This window comes from Azonexus fungiphilus (assembly GCF_003634965.1).
Classification (GTDB): domain Bacteria; phylum Pseudomonadota; class Gammaproteobacteria; order Burkholderiales; family Rhodocyclaceae; genus Azonexus; species Azonexus fungiphilus.
In genome coordinates, this window is record NZ_RBXP01000015.1 from 313,135 (window position 1) to 331,957 (window position 18,823).

Annotated in this window: 15 protein-coding genes; 12 read left to right on the forward strand and 3 right to left on the reverse strand. The window is 64.6% G+C overall.

Translation table 11 applies throughout. The features are described 5' to 3' along the window. Positions 1–4: 4 nt before the first annotated feature. From DFR40_RS10955 to DFR40_RS11010, 12 genes are all read left to right on the forward strand, one after another. Positions 5–1,366, forward strand: a complete 1,362-nt coding sequence (locus DFR40_RS10955; RefSeq protein ID WP_121458527.1) for a DUF1329 domain-containing protein — start codon at positions 5–7, stop codon at positions 1,364–1,366. A gap of 66 nt (positions 1,367–1,432) precedes the next feature. Continuing rightward, positions 1,433–2,395, forward strand: a complete 963-nt coding sequence (locus tag DFR40_RS10960) for a WD40/YVTN/BNR-like repeat-containing protein (RefSeq protein WP_121458528.1) — start codon at positions 1,433–1,435, stop codon at positions 2,393–2,395. Further along, entirely contained in the window at positions 2,392–4,740 is a 2,349-nt protein-coding gene (locus tag DFR40_RS10965; RefSeq protein ID WP_121458529.1) for an efflux RND transporter permease subunit, read from the forward strand. The genes DFR40_RS10960 and DFR40_RS10965 overlap by 4 nt, the downstream gene beginning before the upstream one ends. 105 nt (positions 4,741–4,845) lie before the next feature. Next, complete coding sequence (locus DFR40_RS10970; protein WP_121458530.1) at positions 4,846–7,245, forward strand: 3-hydroxyacyl-CoA dehydrogenase/enoyl-CoA hydratase family protein; 2,400 nt, start codon at positions 4,846–4,848, stop codon at positions 7,243–7,245. Between the two features lie 23 nt (positions 7,246–7,268). Then, positions 7,269–8,465, forward strand: coding sequence for an acetyl-CoA C-acyltransferase (locus DFR40_RS10975; RefSeq protein WP_121458531.1), 1,197 nt, complete (start codon positions 7,269–7,271; stop codon positions 8,463–8,465). Positions 8,466–8,494: 29 nt separating this feature from the next. Next, positions 8,495–9,025 carry a DUF4442 domain-containing protein gene (locus DFR40_RS10980; RefSeq protein ID WP_121458561.1) on the forward strand — a complete coding sequence of 177 codons (531 nt, stop codon included), beginning with the start codon at positions 8,495–8,497 and terminating at the stop codon, positions 9,023–9,025. Further along, complete coding sequence (locus tag DFR40_RS10985; RefSeq protein WP_121458532.1) at positions 9,003–10,661, forward strand: long-chain-fatty-acid--CoA ligase; 1,659 nt, start codon at positions 9,003–9,005, stop codon at positions 10,659–10,661. The genes DFR40_RS10980 and DFR40_RS10985 overlap by 23 nt, the downstream gene beginning before the upstream one ends. Before the next feature lies 1 nt (position 10,662). Beyond that, complete coding sequence (locus tag DFR40_RS10990; RefSeq protein WP_121458533.1) at positions 10,663–11,616, forward strand: NAD(P)H-dependent flavin oxidoreductase; 954 nt, start codon at positions 10,663–10,665, stop codon at positions 11,614–11,616. 28 nt (positions 11,617–11,644) lie between these two features. Beyond that, positions 11,645–13,444, forward strand: coding sequence for an acyl-CoA dehydrogenase C-terminal domain-containing protein (locus tag DFR40_RS10995; protein WP_121458534.1), 1,800 nt, complete (start codon positions 11,645–11,647; stop codon positions 13,442–13,444). A gap of 70 nt (positions 13,445–13,514) precedes the next feature. Next, complete coding sequence (locus DFR40_RS11000; protein ID WP_121458535.1) at positions 13,515–14,336, forward strand: crotonase/enoyl-CoA hydratase family protein; 822 nt, start codon at positions 13,515–13,517, stop codon at positions 14,334–14,336. A gap of 93 nt (positions 14,337–14,429) precedes the next feature. Next, positions 14,430–14,771, forward strand: coding sequence for a hypothetical protein (locus DFR40_RS11005; RefSeq protein ID WP_121458536.1), 342 nt, complete (start codon positions 14,430–14,432; stop codon positions 14,769–14,771). A 20-nt stretch (positions 14,772–14,791) separates the two neighbouring features. Further along, the gene (locus tag DFR40_RS11010) at positions 14,792–15,838 is read left to right on the forward strand and encodes an NAD(P)-dependent alcohol dehydrogenase (protein ID WP_121458537.1); all 1,047 of its coding nucleotides are present in this window, start codon (positions 14,792–14,794) and stop codon (positions 15,836–15,838) included. A 64-nt stretch (positions 15,839–15,902) separates the two neighbouring features. Here the strand turns inward: DFR40_RS11010 and DFR40_RS11015 are convergent, their stop codons facing one another. The 3 genes from DFR40_RS11015 to DFR40_RS11025 form a co-directional block, all read right to left on the reverse strand. Next, positions 15,903–16,274, reverse strand: coding sequence for a lysozyme inhibitor LprI family protein (locus DFR40_RS11015; RefSeq protein ID WP_170160205.1), 372 nt, complete (start codon positions 16,272–16,274; stop codon positions 15,903–15,905). Positions 16,275–16,493: 219 nt separating this feature from the next. Further along, positions 16,494–16,736, reverse strand: coding sequence for a hypothetical protein (locus DFR40_RS11020; protein WP_121458539.1), 243 nt, complete (start codon positions 16,734–16,736; stop codon positions 16,494–16,496). Positions 16,737–16,812: 76 nt separating this feature from the next. Next, on the reverse strand, positions 16,813–17,223 hold the full coding sequence (locus tag DFR40_RS11025) for a lipocalin-like domain-containing protein (RefSeq protein ID WP_121458540.1): 411 nt from the start codon (positions 17,221–17,223) through the stop codon (positions 16,813–16,815). Between the last annotated feature and the right edge of the window lie 1,600 nt (positions 17,224–18,823).

An 18,823-nucleotide genomic window follows, 5' to 3' on the forward strand; every position in this document is an offset into this window, starting at 1 on the left:
CCTCATGAAAAAAACACTATCCGTTCTCAGCGCCGCCATGGTCCTGGCTTTTGCCGGGAATGTCGCTCAGGCAGAGGTTTCGGCCGCCGAAGCCGGCAAGCTCGGCAAGAGCCTGACGCCGATGGGTGCCGAAGCCGGCGCCAATGCCGCCGGCACGATCCCGGCCTGGACCGGTGGCCTGACCAAGGCGCCGGCCGGCCATGTCGCCGGCGGTCACTATGCCGATCCGTTCGCTGCCGACAAGCCCTTGTTCAGCATCGACGCCAGCAATGCCGACAAGTACAAGGCGCAGTTGACCCCGGGCCAGCTGGCGATGCTCAAGAAGTATCCGACCTGGAAGATGAATGTCTATCCGACCCAGCGCAGCGCCACCTTCCCCAAGGCCAACCTCGACGAGACGATCGCCAATGCCACCCGCGCCAAGCTGGTCAGCGGTGGTGCCGGCGTCACCGGGACCACCGGCGGCGTTCCCTTCCCGATTCCCAAGGATGGTCTCGAGGCAATCTGGAATACGGTGATGCGCTACAAGGGCGACACCTACGCGATGAACTGGAGCCAGGCGGCGGTGACCCGCGACGGCGCCTACACGCCGGTGCGCTTCCAGTACGAGTACGACTTTTCCTACGGCAACCTGACCAAGCCGGAAAAGGATCGCGAGCCGAACAAGCTCGCCAACTTCCTGCAGACGGTGACCGCGCCGGCCCGTCTGGCCGGGCAGATACTGCTGGTGCATGAAACCGTCGACCAGTTGAAGGAGCCGCGTACTGCGTGGACCTACAACCCCGGCCAGCGCCGCGTCCGCCTGGCACCGAACGTCGCCTACGACAACCCCGGTACGGCTGCCGACGGCCTGCGCACCAATGATGATTTCGGCATGTTCAACGGGGCCACCGACCGTTACAACTGGAAGCTGCTCGGCAAGCAGGAACTGTTCGTTCCCTACAACTCCTACAAGCTCTCCGGCAACCAGCTGAAGATGGCCGACGTGCTGCGTCCGGGCCACGTCAATCCGGATCACGCCCGCTATGAGCTGCACCGCGTCTGGGTGGTCGAGGCGACCTTGAAGGAAGGCACCAGCCATGTCTACAAGAAGCGCACCTTCTACATCGATGAAGACAGCTGGATGATCATGGTTTCGGACAAGTACGACGCGCGTGGCGAACTGTGGCGGGTGTCGGAACAGCATGCCGTCAACTTCTACGACGTGCCGATGTTCTACGGCACCATCGAGGTTCACCATGACCTGCAGTCCGGTCGTTACCTGGCCATGGGCCTGCGTAACGAAGAGCCCAAGGTCTGGGAAAAGATCCAGCGTAGCGCGGCCGATTTCACGCCGGCCGGCCTGCGCGGCGTCGGCACGCGCTGAGCCTCGCCTGAACGGGAATGGCGGCACGAGACCGCCATTCCCGCGTGTCCACACCCGGGATTCACCATGAACAAATCGATCGGTTTGATTTTTGCCGTTTTCGTTGCGCTGTCCGTCGGCTACGCCTTCTCGGCCCGCAAGGGGCCGCCGTTGCCGGCCACCGAAATCAGTCTGAACAACGCCCTGCTGCTCGATGCGCAGCGCGCCGGCGCGCGCCTGGTCGCGGTTGGCGAGCGCGGTTACATCTTTGCCTCCGATGACGAGGGCAGCAGCTGGCAGCTCGTTGCTTCCGGCGTCAGCGCCACCCTGACCGGCGTCGCTTTTGCCGACGAGCGTCTCGGCATTGCCGTCGGCCACGATGCGACCATTCTCCGCAGCGAGGATGGCGGCCGCAGCTGGCAACAGGTATTCAGCGCCCCGGACCAGCTCCGGCCGCTGCTCGACGTGGCCTTCATCGATGCTGCTCGCGTTGTCGCGGTTGGTGCCTACGGGGCCTATTTCGAAAGTTTCGACGGCGGTCGGACCTGGGCCGAACGCCAGATCGTCGATGGCGACCGTCACTACAACGCGGTTGCCCGCCTGGCCGACGGAACCCTGATGATCGCCGGCGAGGCCGGGACGCTGTTGCGCTCGGCCGACCAGGGCGGCAACTGGGAAACCCTGCCGCCGGCCTACGCCGGTTCCTATTTCGGCATCCTGCCGCTGGTTCGCGGCGGCGTGCTGGTCTATGGCATGCGCGGCACCCTGCTGCGCAGTGACGACCGTGGCGACAGCTGGCAGACGGTGCCGGGCGGCGGCGCCGGTTCGCTGTTCGGCGGCGGCCAGACGGTCGATGGCGGCATTGTCCTGGTCGGTCAGAACGGCCTCGTTCTCGGCAGTCGCGATGGCGCTGCCAGCTTCGTTCGCCTGCCGGTCGCCGGCAGCCGTTTGTGGACGGCAGCGGCGGCCTTGCCGGTGGCCGGCGAAGCGATGATTTTCGGTGAAGGCGCATTCGAGCGGGTCAAACTCGCCTCCGGAGAAAAACAATGAAAACGAATTCCGTCGTCACCGCCATCGGCCAGATCCTGTTCGGCTGGCGGCGCAGCTTCCTTGCCCTGTTCGTGCTGATCTCGCTGGCGCTTACCTGGTCGGCGACGCAGTTGCGCGTCGATGCCGGGTTCCAGAAGATGATCCCGCTCAAGCATGAGTACATGCAGACCTTCACCGAGTACCAGAAGACTTTTGGCGGCGCCAATCGTGTGCTGCTGGCGCTGCGTATCGACGAGGGCGACATCTACACCCCGGCGTTCTTCGCCACGCTCAAGGCAGTGACCGACGAGGTCTTCTTCCTGCCTGGCGTCGAGCGGGCCTCGGTAACCTCGCTGTTCACCCCCAACGTCCGCTTCATCGAGGTGGTCGAGGATGGCTTTGCCGGCGGCAACGTGATTCCTGCCGACTTCGCCGGTACCCCGGAAGACCTGGAGGAAGTGCGCGCCAACGTGCTCAAGTCGGGGCGCGTCGGCCGTCTGGTGTCGAACGATTTCAAGGGGGCGCTGGTCAGCGCCGAACTGCTCGAGGTCGATCCGTCGACCGGGGCGCGCCTCGATTACGCGGCGGTTGCCGGCAAGCTCGAGGAGATCCGCAGTCGCCACCAGAAGGATGGCGTCACCGTACACATCATCGGTTTCGCCAAGGCGGTCGGCGACATCACCGAGGGCGCGCGCGCCGTCCTGATCTTCTTCGTCGTCGCCTTCGCGATCACCGCCGTGCTCCTCTACCTGTACTCGGGATCGGCCAAGCTGACCGCAGTCGCGCTGGTCTGCGCGATGATCCCGGTGGTCTGGCTGCTCGGCCTGTTGCCGCTGCTCGGTTTCGGCATCGATCCGATGTCCATCCTGGTGCCATTCCTGATCTTCTCGATCGGCGTCAGTCACGCAGTGCAGATGACCAATGCCTGGCAACTCGAGGTGGTCGGCGGCGCCGACGGCCTCACCGCTGCCCACAAGTCCTTCCTCAAGCTGTTCATGCCGGGGGCGATGGCCCTGCTGGCCAACGCGCTCGGTTTCATGGTCATCCTCTACATCGAGATCGACATGGTCCGCGAACTGGCGATCACCGCCAGCCTCGGCGTCGCGCTGATGATCGTGACCAACAAGATGCTGCTCACCATCCTGCTCTCGTGGATGGACCTGTCGCCGGCCGAGCGACTGCGTTCGGCCGGGCGCAAGCACAGCGGCGACTGGCTGTGGGTCTGGCTCAAGCGTGCCGCCGCGCCGAAACCGGCGCTGGCGATCCTGGTGGCGGCTGCCGTCCTGCTGGCGATCGGCACCTGGCAATCGCGCGACCTGCGTACCGGCGATCTCGGCAAGGGCATTCCCGAGTTGCACGACGACTCGCGCTACAACAAGGACACGGCGGCGATCGTCGACAGCTTCTCGATCGGTGTCGACGTGTTGTCGGTGATCGCCCAGTCGCGCAACGTCAATGGCGCCTGTACCGACTTCACGATCATGGATACGCTCGACCGCTTCGAGTCCACAATGCGCAACGTCCATGGCGTGCAGGGCGTGCTCTCGCTGCCGGGCATGGCGAAAACCGTCAACGCTGGCTGGAACGAAGGCAATCCGCGCTGGCGCGTGCTCTCGCGCGATCCAAGCATCCTCGCCCAGTCGGTGACGCCGATCGATACCGGCAGCGGCCTGCTCGACACCGATTGCAACGCGATGCAGATCATGATCTTCACCCGCGATCACCAGGGCACGACGATCGCCCACGTGGTCGAGGAAGTGAAGAAGTTCATCGCCGCCAATCCGTCGGAGAACCTCGAACTGAAGCTGGCTTCCGGCAACGTCGGGGTGATGGTGGCGACCAACGAGGCGGTCGATGCCGCCGAAGTGACGATGCTGCTGCTGTTGTTCGGGTCGATCGGCCTGCTCTGCCTGATCGAGTTCCGCTCGTGGCGGGCGACGCTGTGCATCATCCTGCCGCTGGCCATCGTCGCCGTGCTGTGCAATGCGCTGATGGCGATCCTCGGCATCGGCCTCAAGGTCTCGACGCTGCCGGTGATCGCCCTTGGCGTCGGCGTCGGCGTCGACTACGGCATCTACCTCTACGAGCGCATGGCGCACGAACTGCACAAGGGCGTCAGCCTGCCGGCAGCCTTCCTCGAGGCCTTGCGCCAGCGCGGCACGGCGATCGGCTTCACGGCGGCAACGATGGCCATCGGCGTCGGCACCTGGGCCTTCTCGGCGCTCAAGTTCCAGGCCGACATGGGCATCCTGCTCGCCTTCATGTTCGTGGTGAACATGGCCGGTGCGATCCTGCTGCTGCCGGCGCTCGCCGCCTTCCTCATCAAGCGGCCGGCGCACCCGGCCGGGAAGGCCGCCGGCCACTGAAAAAAGCCCCGAAATAGCGGTTGACCGCAAGTCCGCACTGTTTATAATTCAAACGTTCGTTTTATTTCTGAGCGAAGTCGAAATACAACATGAAAGGAGACAAGCTTGAACAAGCTGATCGTTAAGAAAGCCGCGGTACTGGGCGCCGGCGTGATGGGCGCGCAGATCGCCGCGCATCTCGCCAATGCCGGCGTGCCGGTCGTGCTGTTCGACCTGCCGGCCAAGGAGGGCGACAAGAACGGCATCGTCAGGAAGGCCCTCGACGGCCTCAAGAAGCTCGACCCGGCGCCGCTGGCGAGCAAGGCCAAACTGAAGTTCATCGATGCCGCCAACTACGACGAGCACCTGCCGCTGCTCGCCGGTTGCGACCTGATCATCGAAGCCATCGCCGAGCGCATGGACTGGAAGAACGACCTCTACGCGAAAATTGCCCCGCATCTGTCGTCGACCGCCATCGTCGCTTCCAATACCTCGGGCCTGTCGATGAACGCGCTGGCCCAGGGCCTGCCGGAAGCGATCCGGCCGCGCTTCTGCGGCATCCACTTCTTCAATCCGCCGCGCTACATGCACCTGGTCGAGATCATCGGCACGCAAAGCACCGATGCCGCCACGCTCGACGCGCTGGAAACCTGGCTGACCTCGCGCCTGGGCAAGGGCGTGATCCGCGCCCTCGACACGCCGAATTTCGTCGCCAACCGCATCGGCGTCTTCTCGATCCTTGCCGTGATGCACCACACCCAGGCTTTCGGCCTCGGCTTCGACACGGTCGACGCCCTCACCGGGCCGAAAATCGGTCGTCCGAAGAGCGCCACCTATCGCACCGCCGACGTCGTCGGCCTTGACACCCTGGCGCATGTCGTCAAGACGATGCAGGACACGCTGCCCGACGATCCCTGGCATGCTTACTTCACGGCACCGCTGTGGCTGAAGGCGCTGATCGAGAAGGGCGCGCTCGGCCAGAAGACCCGTTGCGGCATCTTCCGCAAGCAGGGCCGGGAAATCCAGGTGCTCGACCTGGCCGCCCAGGACTATCGCACCTCGGCCGGGGAAGTCGCCGAGGAAGTCGCGGCGATCCTGAAAATCCGCCATCCGGCCGAGAAGTTCGCCGCGCTGCGTGCCAGCGCCCATCCGCAGGCGCAGTTCCTGTGGGCGATCTTCCGCGATGTCTTCCACTATTGCGCGGTCCAGCTCGAGAACGTCGCCGACAACGCCCGCGATCTCGATTTCGCGATGCGCTGGGGCTTCGGCTGGGCGCAGGGGCCGTTCGAGACCTGGCAGGCCGCCGGCTGGCGCGAGATCGCCCAGGCGGTTGCCGCCGACATCGCCGCCGGCAAGAGCATGGCCAGCGTGCCGCTGCCCGCCTGGGTCGGCGAAGCCGACCGCGAAGGCGTGCATACGCCGGCCGGGTCGTGGTCGGCGCGCGGCCAGCGCTACGTCGGCCGCTCGCAGCTGCCGGTCTACCAGCGCCAGCTGTTCCCGGAAAGCGTGCTCGGCGACGGTGCCGTGCGCCCCGAACAGTCCGGCGAGACGCTCTACGAGAATGACGGCGTCCGCCTCTGGCGCCTGCCGACGGTCGACGCCGGGATCGGCATCATTTCGATCAAGTCGAAGATGCACACGATCGGCGACGAAGTCCTCGAAGGCGTGATCCACGCGGTCGGTCAGGCCGAATCCTCGCTCGACGGCGTCGTCGTCTGGCACGAGGCGCCGTTTGCCGTCGGCGCCAACCTGGCGCAGGTCACCGAGGCGATCGCCGCCGGCCAGTTCAACCTGCTCGAACGTACCGTCGAGAAGTTCCAGCGTGCCTCGCAGACGCTGAAGTACGCGCAGGTGCCGGTCGTCGCGGCAGTGCAGGGCATGGCCCTGGGCGGCGGCTGCGAGTTCGTCATGCATGCCGGCAAGCGCGTGCTGGCGCTGGAAAGCTATATCGGCCTGGTCGAAGCCGGTGTCGGCCTGATTCCGGCCGGCGGCGGCTGCAAGGAGTTCGCCGTGCGCGCCGCCGAGTGGGCTGCCCAGTCTGCGACGCCCGGCGAGGTCTTCAACTTCCTGCAGCCGGTGTTCCAGACCATCGCCATGGCCAAGGTCGCCAAGAGCGCCGAGGAAGCCATCGAGTTCGGTTTCGCCAAGCCTTCCGACACCATCCTGTTCAACGCCAACGAACTGCTCTGGGTGGCGATCCGCGAAGCCCGGGCCATGGCCGACGCCGGCTACGCGCCGCCGCCGCTGGCGCGGGCGATCCCGGTCGCCGGCCGGACCGGCATCGCGACCTTCGAGATGATGCTGGTCAACATGAAGGAAGGCGGGATGATCTCGGCCCACGACTACAAGGTCGCCAAGTCGGCAGCGATCGCCCTGTGCGGTGGCGAAGTCGAGGGCGGCAGCCTGGTCGACGAGGAATGGCTGATCACCGTCGAGCGCCGGCTGTTCGTCGAACTGCTGAAGGACCCCATGACCCAGGCCCGGATCAAGCACATGCTCGATACCGGCAAACCGCTGCGCAACTAAGCGGGCCAAGGAGACAAAGAGAAATGAGCAAACAGATTCAAGACGCCTACATCGTTGCCGCCACCCGCCTGCCGGTTGCCAAGAAGAACGGCGCGTTCAAGCACGTGCGCCCGGACGACATGCTGGCCCACGCCATCCGCTCGGTCGTCGTGCAGGTGCCGGGCATCGATCCGGCGCGCATCGGCGACGTGATCGTCGGCTGCGCCATGCCGGAAGCCGAGCAGGGCATGAACGTCGCCCGCATCGGCGCGCTGCTGGCCGGCCTGCCGATCACCGTCCCGGGGCTGACGATCAACCGCTTCTGCTCGTCCGGCGTGCAGGCGGTGGCCGACGCCGCCAACCAGATCCGCCTCGGCCTGGCCGACGTGATGATCGCCGCCGGCACCGAGTCGATGACCATCATGCCGCAGATGATGGGCAACAAGATGGCGATGAACCCGGCCATCTTCACCGACGAGCACGTCGCCATCGCCTACGGCATGGGCCTGACCGCCGAGAAGGTCGCGCAGCAGTGGCAGATCAGCCGCGACGACCAGGACGCCTTCGCCGTCGCCTCGCACCAGAAGGCCTGCGCGGCCATCGCCGCCGGCCACTTCCGCGCCGAGATCTCGCCCTACACGGTGCGCGAGCAGTTGCCCGACCTGAGTAGCGGCCAGGTCCGCGTGCGCGAGCGTGTCGTCGAGAACGACGAAGGCCCGCGCCCGGATTCCAGCCTGGAGCGCCTGGCCAAGCTGAAGCCGGTGTTCAACGTGCGCGGTTCGGTCACCGCCGGCAACTCGTCGCAGATGTCGGACGGCGCCGGCGCGGTGATGCTGGTCTCGGAAAAGGTGCTCAAGGAACACAACCTGACGCCGCTCGCCCGCTTCGCCGGCTACGCCGTCGGCGGTGTCGCCCCGGAAATCATGGGCATCGGCCCGATCGCGGCGATTCCGCGCGTGCTGGCGCAGGTCGGCATCAAGCAGGACGACCTCGACTGGATCGAGCTCAACGAAGCCTTCGCCGCGCAGTCGCTGGCGGTGATGCGCGAGCTCGGCATCGATCCGGCCAAGGTCAATCCGCTCGGTGGCGCCATCGCCCTCGGCCACCCGCTCGGCGCCACCGGCGCCATCCGCACGGCGACCGTGGTGCATGGCCTGCAGCGCACCGGCGGCAAGTACGGCATGGTGACCATGTGCATCGGCACCGGCATGGGCGCCGCCGGCATTTTCGAGCGGATCTGACGGTCGACCGTGAGCGAACGGCAAAAACCATGAAACCCGCCTGGCTCAAGAAACTCTCGCCGGCCTGGCGGGCCCGCATGGTCCGCCTCGGTTTCAACTTCCATCCGGCCTTCCGCGGCACTGGCGGGCGGGTCGTGCATGTGGCGCGCGACCTGCGCCACATCCGCGTCGCCCTCCCGCTGTCGTGGAAGACCCGCAACATCGTCGGCTCGCTGTACGGCGGCTCGCTTTTCGCGATCACCGACGGCGCCCACCCGATGATGCTGATGGCGGCGCTCGGCGACGATTACATCGTCTGGGACAAGGCGGCCAGCATCCGCTACCGCAAGCCCGGCTACACCACGCTGTACGCCGACTTCGTGCTGGCCGACGAGGAAGTGCTGGCGATCCGCCACGCCCTGATCGAACATCCCGAACTCGAACGGACCTACACCGTCGAACTCAAGGACGGGCAGGGGACGGTGCACACGGTCGTCGAACGGACCGTTTATATCGCGGAAAAGAACCACTACCGCAACAAGAGCGGAGGAGACAAGAATGGAAAGAATCTGGCTGAATAGCTACCCCGCAGGGGTTCCGCACGACATCGACATCGAGCACATCCCGTCGCTGGTGGCCTTGTTCGACGACGCCTGCGCCAAGTTCGCCGACCAGGTCGCCTACATCAGCATGGGCAAGGAAATGACCTACCGCGAGCTCGACGAGGAGGCGCGCGCCTTCGCCGGCTGGCTGCAGTCGATCGGCATGCAGAAGGGCGAGCGCGTCGCGCTGATGATGCCCAACCTGCTGCAATACCCGGTGGCGCTGTTCGGCACGCTGCGCGCCGGCTGCGTCGTGGTCAATTGCAACCCGTTGTACACGCCGCGCGAACTCGAGCACCAGCTCAAGGATTCCGGCGCCACGGCGATCGTCATCGTCGAGAATTTCGCCCATACCCTCGAGCAGGTGATCGCGCACACGCCGCTGCGCCACGTCGTGGTCACGCCGATGGGCGAACTGCTCGGGCTCAAGGGGTTGCTCGTCAACTTCGTCGTGCGCCGGGTCAAGAAGCTGGTGCCGGCCTGGCAGCTGCCGGGCTCGATCAACTTCAAGACGACCCTGGCCGCCGGGCGCAGCCACGGCTACCAGCCGGTGCCGCTGGCGCGCGAGGACATCGCCTTCCTGCAATACACCGGCGGCACCACCGGCGTCTCCAAGGGGGCGATGCTGACGCACGCCAACATCGCCTCGAACGTGACCCAGGCCTACAACTGGATCCGCCCGGTGGTGCATGAAGGCCAGGAATTCATCATCACCGCCTTGCCGCTGTATCACATCTTCGCGCTGACCGCGAACTGCCTGACCTTCCTGATGATCGGCGCGCGCAACCTGCTGATCGCCAACCCGCGCGACATTCCCAACTTCGTCAAGGAATGGGGCAAGTACCCGGTGACCGTGGTCACCGGCGTCAACACGCTGTTCAACGCGCTGCTCAACAACCCGGATTTCGCCAAACTCGACTTTTCGACGATGAACGTCACGCTTGGCGGCGGCATGGCCGTCCAGGCACCGGTCGCCGACCGCTGGCGGCAGGTGGTCGGGGTGCCGCTGCTGCAGGCTTATGGCCTGACCGAAACCAGCCCGGCGGCGACCATCAATCCGCTCGACATGCATGAGTTCAACGGTGCCATCGGCCTGCCGATCTCGTCCACCGAGGTCTCGGTGCGCGACGACAGCGGCTGCGAAGTGCCGGTCAACCAGGTCGGCGAGATCTGCATCCGTGGCCCGCAGGTGATGAAGGGCTACTGGAACCGCCCCGACGAGACCGCCAACGTCTTCCATGCCGACGGTTTCCTGCGCACCGGCGACATCGGCTACATCGACCAGAAAGGCTTCGTTTTCCTGGTCGACCGCAAGAAGGACATGATCCTGGTCTCCGGTTTCAACGTCTATCCGAACGAAGTCGAGGAGGCGGTCGCCATGCACCCGGGGATCGTCGACGTCGCCGCCATCGGCGTCCCCGACGAGCACTCCGGCGAGGCGGTGAAGATCTTCGTCGTGCGCAAGGACCCGCGGGTCACCGAGCGCGAACTGATCGAGCACTGCCGCACCGTGCTCACCGGCTACAAGATTCCCAAGCACGTCGAATTCCGCGACGACCTGCCGCGTACCAACGTCGGCAAGATCCTCCGCCGCGCCCTCAAGGAAGGAGCATAAGTTGGCCATTCCCGCATCCCTGAACAGGAACCTCGCGCTGCCGGTGATCTGCGCGCCGATGTTCATCATCTCCAACCCGGACCTGGTGATCGCCCAGTGCAAGAGCGGCGTCATCGGCTCCTTCCCGGCGCTCAACGCCCGCCCGGAAGCGCTGCTCGACGACTGGCTGCTGCGCATCAAGCGCGAGCTGGCCAACGATCCGCAAGCAGCGCCGTTCGCGGTCAACCAGATCATCCATCCGTCGAACACCCGCCTCGAACACGACATGGCGCTGTGCGTGAAGCATGAAGTGCCGCTGATCATCACCAGCCTGTCGGCGCCGACGCAGATCGTGCCGCATGTGCATGCCTACGGCGGCCAGGTCTTCCACGACGTGATCAGCGTGCGCCACGCCGAGAAGGCGCTGGAAGCCGGCGTCGACGGCCTGATCCTGGTCTGCGCCGGGGCCGGCGGCCATGCCGGCACCCTGAGCCCGTTCGCGCTGGTCGGCGAGATCCGCAAGTTCTACGACGGCCCGATCGCGCTCTCGGGGTCGATCACCAACGGCCAGTCGGTGCTTGCCGCGCAGGCGATGGGCGCCGATTTCGCCTACATCGGCACGCGCTTCATCGCCACCACCGAGGCCAATGCGGTCGACGCCTACAAGCAGGCGATTCTCGACTCGGCGGCCAAGGACGTGGTGTACACGCCTTACTTCACCGGTGTCCATGGCAACTACCTGAAGAAAAGCATCGTCGCCGCCGGCCTCGACCCGGACAACCTGCCCGACAAGGACAAGACGGCGATGAACTTCGGCGCCGCCGCGGCGGCCGGAGCCAAGGCCTGGAAGGACATCTGGGGGGCCGGCCAGGGCGTCGGCACGATCGACGCCGTGCGCCCGACCGCCGAGGTCGTGGCCACGATGCAACAGGAATACCGGCGCGCCAAGGCGGTGCTGGCCAGCAATCCGTTCTGATTCAAGACCTAAAACCAGGAGACAAGCAATGAGCGACTACCGCGCACCGATCAAGGACATGCGTTTCGTCATGGACGAAATTGCCGGCTTCAACGAACTGAGCAGCCTGCCCGGCTTCGAGGAGGCGACGCCCGATCTCGCCGACGCGATCCTCGAGGAAGCCGCCAAATTCGCCTGCGAAGTCATCGGCCCGCTCAACCGCATCGGCGACCAGCAGGGCTGCCAGCTGACGCCGGCCGGCGTGACCACGCCGCCGGGCTGGAAGGAAGCCTACGCCCAGTACCGCGAGGCCGGCTGGAACGGCATCACGCTGCCGGCCGAGTTCGGCGGCCAGGGACTGCCGAACACGCTCGGCATCGCCGCCAAGGAAATGCTCTGTTCGGCGAACATGTCGTTCAGCCTCGGCCCCTTGCTCACCACCGGCGCCGTCGAGGCGCTGCTGACCTGTGCCAGCGAGGAGCTGAAGGCGGTCTTCCTCGACAAGATGGTGTCCGGCGAATGGACCGGTACGATGAACCTGACCGAGCCGCACGCCGGTTCCGACCTCGCCCTGATCCGCTCGCGTGCCGAGCCGCAGGCCGACGGCAGCTACAAGGTGTTCGGCCAGAAGATCTTCATCACCTACGGCGACCACGACATGACCGAGAACATCGTGCATCTCGTGCTCGCCCGGCTGCCGGACGCCCCGGCCGGGGTCAAGGGCATCTCGATGTTCCTGGTGCCGAAGTTCATGGTCAATGGCGACGGCTCGCTCGGCGCCCGCAACGATGCCTACTGCGTCTCGCTCGAGCACAAGCTCGGCATCCACGCCAGCCCGACCTGCGTCATGGCCTACGGCGACAACGGCGGTGCCGTCGGCTACCTGCTCGGCGAACCGAATCGCGGCCTCGAGTACATGTTCATCATGATGAACGAGGCCCGCCTCGGCGTCGGCCTGCAGGGCGTCGCCATCGGCGAGCGCGCCTACCAGCAGGCGCTCGGCTATGCCCGCGAGCGCAAGCAGGGGCGCGACGCGCTGACCGGCGAGGCGCTGGTGACCATCGACAAGCACCCGGACATCCGGCGCATGCTGATGCTGATGAAATCCCGCGTCGAAGCCGCCCGCGCGCTGACCTACTACACCTCCGGCCTGCTCGACCGCGCCCATCACTTGGCCGACGCCGAAGCGCGCAAGCAGGCGCTGTGGCTGGCTGAGTTCATGATCCCGATCGTCAAGGGCGGCGGCACCGAGATGGGCATCGAGGTGACCTCGCTCGGCATCCAGATCTACGGCGGCATGGGCTTCATCGAGGAAACCGGGGCCGCCCAGCACTGGCGCGACTCGCGGATCACCACGATCTACGAGGGCACCACCGGCATCCAGGCCAACGACCTGCTGTTCCGCAAGCTGATGCGCGACCAGGGTGCCACCGCGAAGATCGTCTTCGGCGAAGTCTACGCCACGGTCAAGGCGCTGACCGCCAGCGGCAAGCCCGAACTCGCCGCCATCGCCCAGAAGCTCGGCGTCGCCCTGAAGATGTGGACCGACGCCACCGAATGGCTGGCGGCCAATGCCAAGACCGGCCTCGGCGGCGTGTTGACCGCGGCCGTGCCTTACCTCAACCTGGCCGTCGTCGTCTGCAACGGCTGGATGATGGCCAAGGCCGCGCTGGCCGCCGTCGCCCATCTCGACAAGGGCGAGGGCGATCTGCCGTTTTACCGCGCCAAGCTCGCCAGCGCCCGCTTCTACGCCGACCAGATGCTGCCGCAGGCGATTGCCTGCGCCGAGACGGTCAAGGCCGGCGACGCGGCCATTGCCGGACTCGGCAGCGAACTGTTCGACGCCTGACGCGGCGGACGATCTCCATTCCTTGCACTTCACCCCCGCTGGCCGGGGGTTCTTTTTTTCGGAGTCCGCGATGAACTTTCCCGAACTGGGCGCGATCCGCCTGCGCCTCGACGACGGCGTGCTCGAAGCCAGCCTCGACCGTGCCGACAAATCCAACGCCCTCGACGACGCGCTCTGGCAGGAACTGCGCCGCCTCTTCGAGTGGGCCGACGCAACGCCGGCGGTGCGCGTCGTCATCCTCGCCGGTGCCGGTCGCCATTTCTGCGCCGGCATCGACCTCGCCATGCTCGGCGGCGTCATGGCGCGGATTGCCGCCGCCGACGAGGCGCGCAGCCGGGAAGCGCTGCGCCGGCTGATCCGCGACCTGCAGGACTGCCTCAACGCCATCGAGCGCTGCCGCAAGCCGGTGCTGGCGGCGATCCAGGGCGCCTGCCTGGGCGGCGGCCTCGACCTGGCCTGCTGCTGCGACATCCGCTACGCCAGCGCCGACGCCCGCTTCTCGGTGCGCGAGATCGACATCGGCATGGTCGCCGACGTCGGCACGCTGCAGCGCCTGCCCGGGCTGATTCCGCCCGGCCTGGCCCGCGAGCTGGCCTACACCGGCCGCGAACTGGACGCCGCCGAAGCGCTGCGCCACGGCTTCGTCAATGCCGTCTGGGACGACGCCGGGCAACTGCTCGACGGCGTCCGCGCCGTGGCCCGCACGATCGCCGGCAAGTCGCCGCTGGCGGTGCGCGGCAGCAAGGAAATCCTCAACTACAGCCGCGACCATTCGGTCGCCGACGGGCTCGACTACGTCGCCACCTGGAACGCCGCGATGCTGCTCTCGGCCGACCTGCGCGAAGCTGCCAGCGCCGCCCGCGAGCGGCGCGCGCCAAGCTTCGCCGACTGAGCGGCGCTGACGGTCGACGTCACAAAAAGGCCAAAAACCGCCGGGCCGTCCCTGCTATGCTGGACGGCCCATGGCAGCAGCAAAGGAAGCCCGATGGCAATCGGCTGGATGACGATACTCTCCAACGTACCCTGGTCCGATGTGATCAAGAACGCCCCGGCGGTCGCCGAAGGCGCCCGCAAGCTCTGGAAAAAGGCCGGCAGCAAGGCGTCGACCGTCAGCGACGATGCCCCGGCCGACAGCCTGGCCGCGCTGCAAGGCCAGGTCGCCGAACTGCGCGCGCAGATGCTCGCCGCCGGCGAAGTGATCCAGTCGCTCGCCGAACAGAACGCGCAGCTGATCGCCCGCGTCGAGAAGACCCGTCGCCGCCTGCTGCTGCTCGCCCTGGCCAACCTCGCCATCGGCGCCCTCGCGCTGGCCGCCTGGCTGCGCTGAAACCTCACCGGAGACCGACCATGACCAAGGCCTACGCCGCCCAGGACGCCAGCAGCCCGCTGGCCCCCTTCGCCTTCGAAACGCGCCCGCTCGGCGCCGACGACATTGCGCTCGACATCCTCTACTGCGGGGTCTGCCATTCCGACCTGCACACCGCCCGCAACGAATGGCGCAACACCCTCTATCCCTGCGTCCCCGGCCACGAGATCGTCGGCCGCGTGCGCGCCGTCGGCAGTGCGGTCAGCGCCTTCAAGCCCGGCGACCTCGCCGGCGTCGGCTGCATGGTCGATAGCTGCGGCCATTGCCCGGCCTGCGCCGAAGGCGAGGAGCAGTACTGCGGCGAAGGCTTCACCGGCACCTACAACGGGCCGGCGCGCCCGGACGGCGGCAACACCTACGGCGGCTACGCGCAGGCCATCGTCGTCCGCGCCGCCTTCGCCCTGCACATCCGGCACCCGGAAAAGGACCTCGCCGCGGTCGCGCCGCTGCTCTGCGCCGGCATCACCACCTACTCGCCGCTGCGCCACTGGCAGGTCGGGCCGGGCAGCCGTGTCGGCATCGTCGGCCTCGGCGGCCTCGGCCACATGGGCGTCAAGATCGCCAAGGCGATGGGCGCGCGGGTGACGCTGTTCACCACCTCGGCCGGCAAGGTCGCCGACGGCCTGCGCCTGGGCGCCGACGAAGTCTGCATCTCGACCGACCGCGAGCAGATGGCCCGGCTCGCCGGCAGCCTCGACTTCATCCTCAACACCGTCGCCGCGCCGCACAAGCTCGACAACTACCTGCGCCTGCTCCGCCGCGACGGCACGATGACGCTGGTCGGCATCCCCGCCGAACCGCACCCGTCGCCCTCGGTCGGCAGCCTGATCATGGGCCGCCGCCAGCTCGCCGGCTCGCTCATCGGCGGCATCCGCGAAACCCAGGAAATGCTCGATTTCTGCGCCGAGCGCGGGATCGTCTCCGACATCGAGATGATCCGCATGGACCAGATCAACGACGCCTACGAGCGAATGCTGAAAAACGACGTCAAGTACCGCTTCGTCATCGACATGGCCAGCCTGGCCTGAGCCTCTGGAAAATCCCCGGATTTTGCGGTCGACCGTGAAATCCGGGCAAAAACGGCGCTGCGCGTCACGGCTTGGCTAGCGGGGCAAGCGGCAGCAGGCATCGATGGCTCTCCAGCCTTTGTTGCGGGGCGGAAATCTTGTCGAGACAGCGGGTTGCGGCAAGGATCTGGCGCAACCGGCGTTCGCTCAGACGTAACTCGCAGCTTCTCGCGTGGGCTGCCGGCCAGCTTCCGCCGGCACCGCTCAGGGCGCCAATCAGCTGGCATTCGGCGAGGCGGTAATCAAGCCAGGCAGCCTGTTGGCTGCCCAGCGCAGTTTGTAAGCTTTCAGTATCGTCAGCGGTCGTTGCCAGTTTTTTGATCAGGGCCCTGTGAGCCTTTGCCAGCCTGGGCTCCAGCGTCTCGCTTTGGCGCTTTGCGAGCAATCCTGTGTACATGGCACTGTCTGTTGGCCAGCATTCCGGACGATCCGTGCACTCGACGGCGCTGGCGAGTGTCGAAGCAAAGAAAATGGTGCCGAACAGCCAGTGGCATTGTCGAGGATTCGTCATTGTCGGGTCAGGAAGCCGATGAAAATGAAAAACAGGAAGGGTGCCAGGGCTAGTGCGGCGATCAGCAAGGCGCCTGTGTTGCGACCAACAGGCACTTGGGCGACCTCATTGGGCCGCCTCGTTCTGACAGTCCCGGTGCGCCGCACTTCTTTCTGCGGCGACTTGTTCGGCGCGCGAGTGCCAGACCACGCCGAAGAGCAGGCCCGCGAAGAAAAGTGTTACGCAATAGCCCGCCGTGAATGCCTCGAACGATTGAGACAATGCATACGCAATAACACCAGCAGAAAGCGAGCCGGCGATGATGCGCCAAACAACTAGGGCGGACAGCAGTGTCAGAATCTCTTCCATTGCCTTCTAGTGTTTGAATTTACCGGCCTGCGCGGCTTTTCGCGCAGGATCCGGTGGGATGATGAGTTAAAACTCTTCACTGCGAAACGCGATGATCCGTAAACTCATAGTCGGCCATGCAGTCAGCCGATGGGTCACGCTTGACGTTTGATAGCTTTACCGAGTTCTCGTCAATAAACGTGTAGATATAAATGTCAGGGGTTGGGACGCCATCAGTAAGCAGTGACAGTTTCCCGTCTTTAACTTCCCAGCGCCCCTTCTCCTTCCCAAGTATCTGCTTCTTGCCAGGATCCCCGTAGAACGTGATTTCAAATTTTCCATCTGCTGTTCTAGCCATCTTCCATGCCATAAACGAGCACTTTCCCTCTTGGTCTCTTTGCCCCTGCCAATTCCCGATAAGGCGAGTATCAGTAGGCTCGGCGAAAGCAAAAAACGAAGCTGAAAGAAGAAAGGCTGCGAAAAGCGATGTCCGGATTTTGAGACCCATGTGTCCTCCTAAGGATTGTTGAGAGTTCTAACGACGTAACCGATCTGCGCGGTTTTTCGCGCAGGTCCGGTGGATTGGGGTGTTAGAAGGCTTGGTCGCATTTGGCTAAGTTACTCTTGCTCTACTCGACGAGAGATAGTGATGAGGCCTCGCGCATCAAGTTCGGTGCACTCTTTCCACATTCTGTTACTCACCACCGATTCACGGCCAAGTAACGGAACTGGGCCAGCCCCTTGAACGCTTATTACGCCAATAAGGGCTACTCTCTTTTCGTCATAACCCGAGACATAGAAAAACTTTCGCTCATTTTCTTTTAATGTGACTTCTAGCGGCTCTGCAGCCTCCCCATTGCTAAACAGACCGCCCGATCTAGTTATGAATCGGTACTCACCCGGGGGCAATGGCAATGCAACATAAGTTTCAGGTGGCAATTTAGCGAGCCGCTTCCTATTCGCTTCAATTGCTAGCTGCCCACTATCGTGAGGCGAGCGAAGGAAATAAATGAGCGACTCTCCCGTTCTAGGCTGCTGCAGAACAACGGAATTTGGGTGTGGGTAATCTACAGCACAGCCAGAAATAGCCACGGACAGGCAGACTATGGCGAGAGTCGCGCACATGTAGGAAATGCGTTTAATGCACATGAAGGCCTTCTAATAGTAGAGGTGAGGGGCGGCCGGAGCGCGAAGCGCGGAGGGAACCTGCAAGCGCAGCTTGCAGGCCGTCCCTCTCGATCGCCATGTTAAGGCGGGCGTTGTAAGTGAGAGGATTAAGGCTGCGTTTGAACTGCAATGACAATGAACTCACTTCCACCAACCTCAATGGATTTGCGCCAAACGTGTTTAATGTTCGGAACCGCAGAGAACTCTCCATAGGCCTTGGACGTTAACTCCTTGTGGAGCGCCGGCGTAAGTGCAGGCAAAGCACCAGCGGGAATATTTGAGCACCACGTGGAAATAAACCCCGTGAAGTTGCTGTGGCTGCCCTGTGTAACGCGAGTGGCCCCCTTGTACGAGACGATGTATGTATAGAGCGGCATAAGAGAGCCCTAACGTAGAGCTAACCGGCGCTGCGCGGCTTTATCGCGCAGCGTCCAGCGACCGAAGGGAGCGAGGTTGAGTGATGGGTTAGGTGGCATTCTGTGTCTGCTCATAGAACAAACACTCGCGTGATAGACCAAACTAGGCATAGAAATGCAAGCGCCGCAAGGCCGATACGCATGCTCGAGAACTGGATTATGAGTTCTGTACATTCTTCAGGACTAGCAGACCGAAGACGCAGTGCCTCCAAAAGATTCACAGCAAGGTACGTCATGGGATACATCCAAAGGATGCTGAAGCCAAGCTTCCAAGCACCGGCATAGGCTCCGCCAGTGCCGGGTATGCCAAACATCCACGGCACAAACAACAACGGGCACGCAATCGCGAGAGCAGCGGGGAACTTTCGAACAAGCACAGGAATTGCCAAAGTGCCTCCTAACGTAAAAAATCACCGGACGGCAAAAAGCGCAGCTTTTTGGCGGTCCGGTGGATTGTAGTGTTGGGCGTCTTTGCCACGTAACTCGGGCTATTCATTACTAATGAAGATGCTGCTGGTGAATTGC

What these genes read in the sequence shown, in the direction of transcription:
- DFR40_RS11025 (WP_121458540.1), bottom strand. Translation starts at nt 17,223, where the DNA reads ATGGGTCTCAAAATCCGGACATCGCTTTTCGCAGCCTTTCTTCTTTCA.
- DFR40_RS10995 (WP_121458534.1), top strand. Translation starts at nt 11,645, where the DNA reads ATGAGCGACTACCGCGCACCGATCAAGGACATGCGTTTCGTCATGGAC.
- DFR40_RS11010 (WP_121458537.1), top strand. Translation starts at nt 14,792, where the DNA reads ATGACCAAGGCCTACGCCGCCCAGGACGCCAGCAGCCCGCTGGCCCCC.
- DFR40_RS10975 (WP_121458531.1), top strand. Translation starts at nt 7,269, where the DNA reads ATGAGCAAACAGATTCAAGACGCCTACATCGTTGCCGCCACCCGCCTG.
- DFR40_RS11020 (WP_121458539.1), bottom strand. Translation starts at nt 16,736, where the DNA reads ATGGAAGAGATTCTGACACTGCTGTCCGCCCTAGTTGTTTGGCGCATC.
- DFR40_RS10955 (WP_121458527.1), top strand. Translation starts at nt 5, where the DNA reads ATGAAAAAAACACTATCCGTTCTCAGCGCCGCCATGGTCCTGGCTTTT.
- DFR40_RS10960 (WP_121458528.1), top strand. Translation starts at nt 1,433, where the DNA reads ATGAACAAATCGATCGGTTTGATTTTTGCCGTTTTCGTTGCGCTGTCC.
- DFR40_RS10980 (WP_121458561.1), top strand. Translation starts at nt 8,495, where the DNA reads ATGAAACCCGCCTGGCTCAAGAAACTCTCGCCGGCCTGGCGGGCCCGC.
- DFR40_RS10985 (WP_121458532.1), top strand. Translation starts at nt 9,003, where the DNA reads ATGGAAAGAATCTGGCTGAATAGCTACCCCGCAGGGGTTCCGCACGAC.
- DFR40_RS11015 (WP_170160205.1), bottom strand. Translation starts at nt 16,274, where the DNA reads ATGTACACAGGATTGCTCGCAAAGCGCCAAAGCGAGACGCTGGAGCCC.
- DFR40_RS11005 (WP_121458536.1), top strand. Translation starts at nt 14,430, where the DNA reads ATGGCAATCGGCTGGATGACGATACTCTCCAACGTACCCTGGTCCGAT.
- DFR40_RS11000 (WP_121458535.1), top strand. Translation starts at nt 13,515, where the DNA reads ATGAACTTTCCCGAACTGGGCGCGATCCGCCTGCGCCTCGACGACGGC.
- DFR40_RS10965 (WP_121458529.1), top strand. Translation starts at nt 2,392, where the DNA reads ATGAAAACGAATTCCGTCGTCACCGCCATCGGCCAGATCCTGTTCGGC.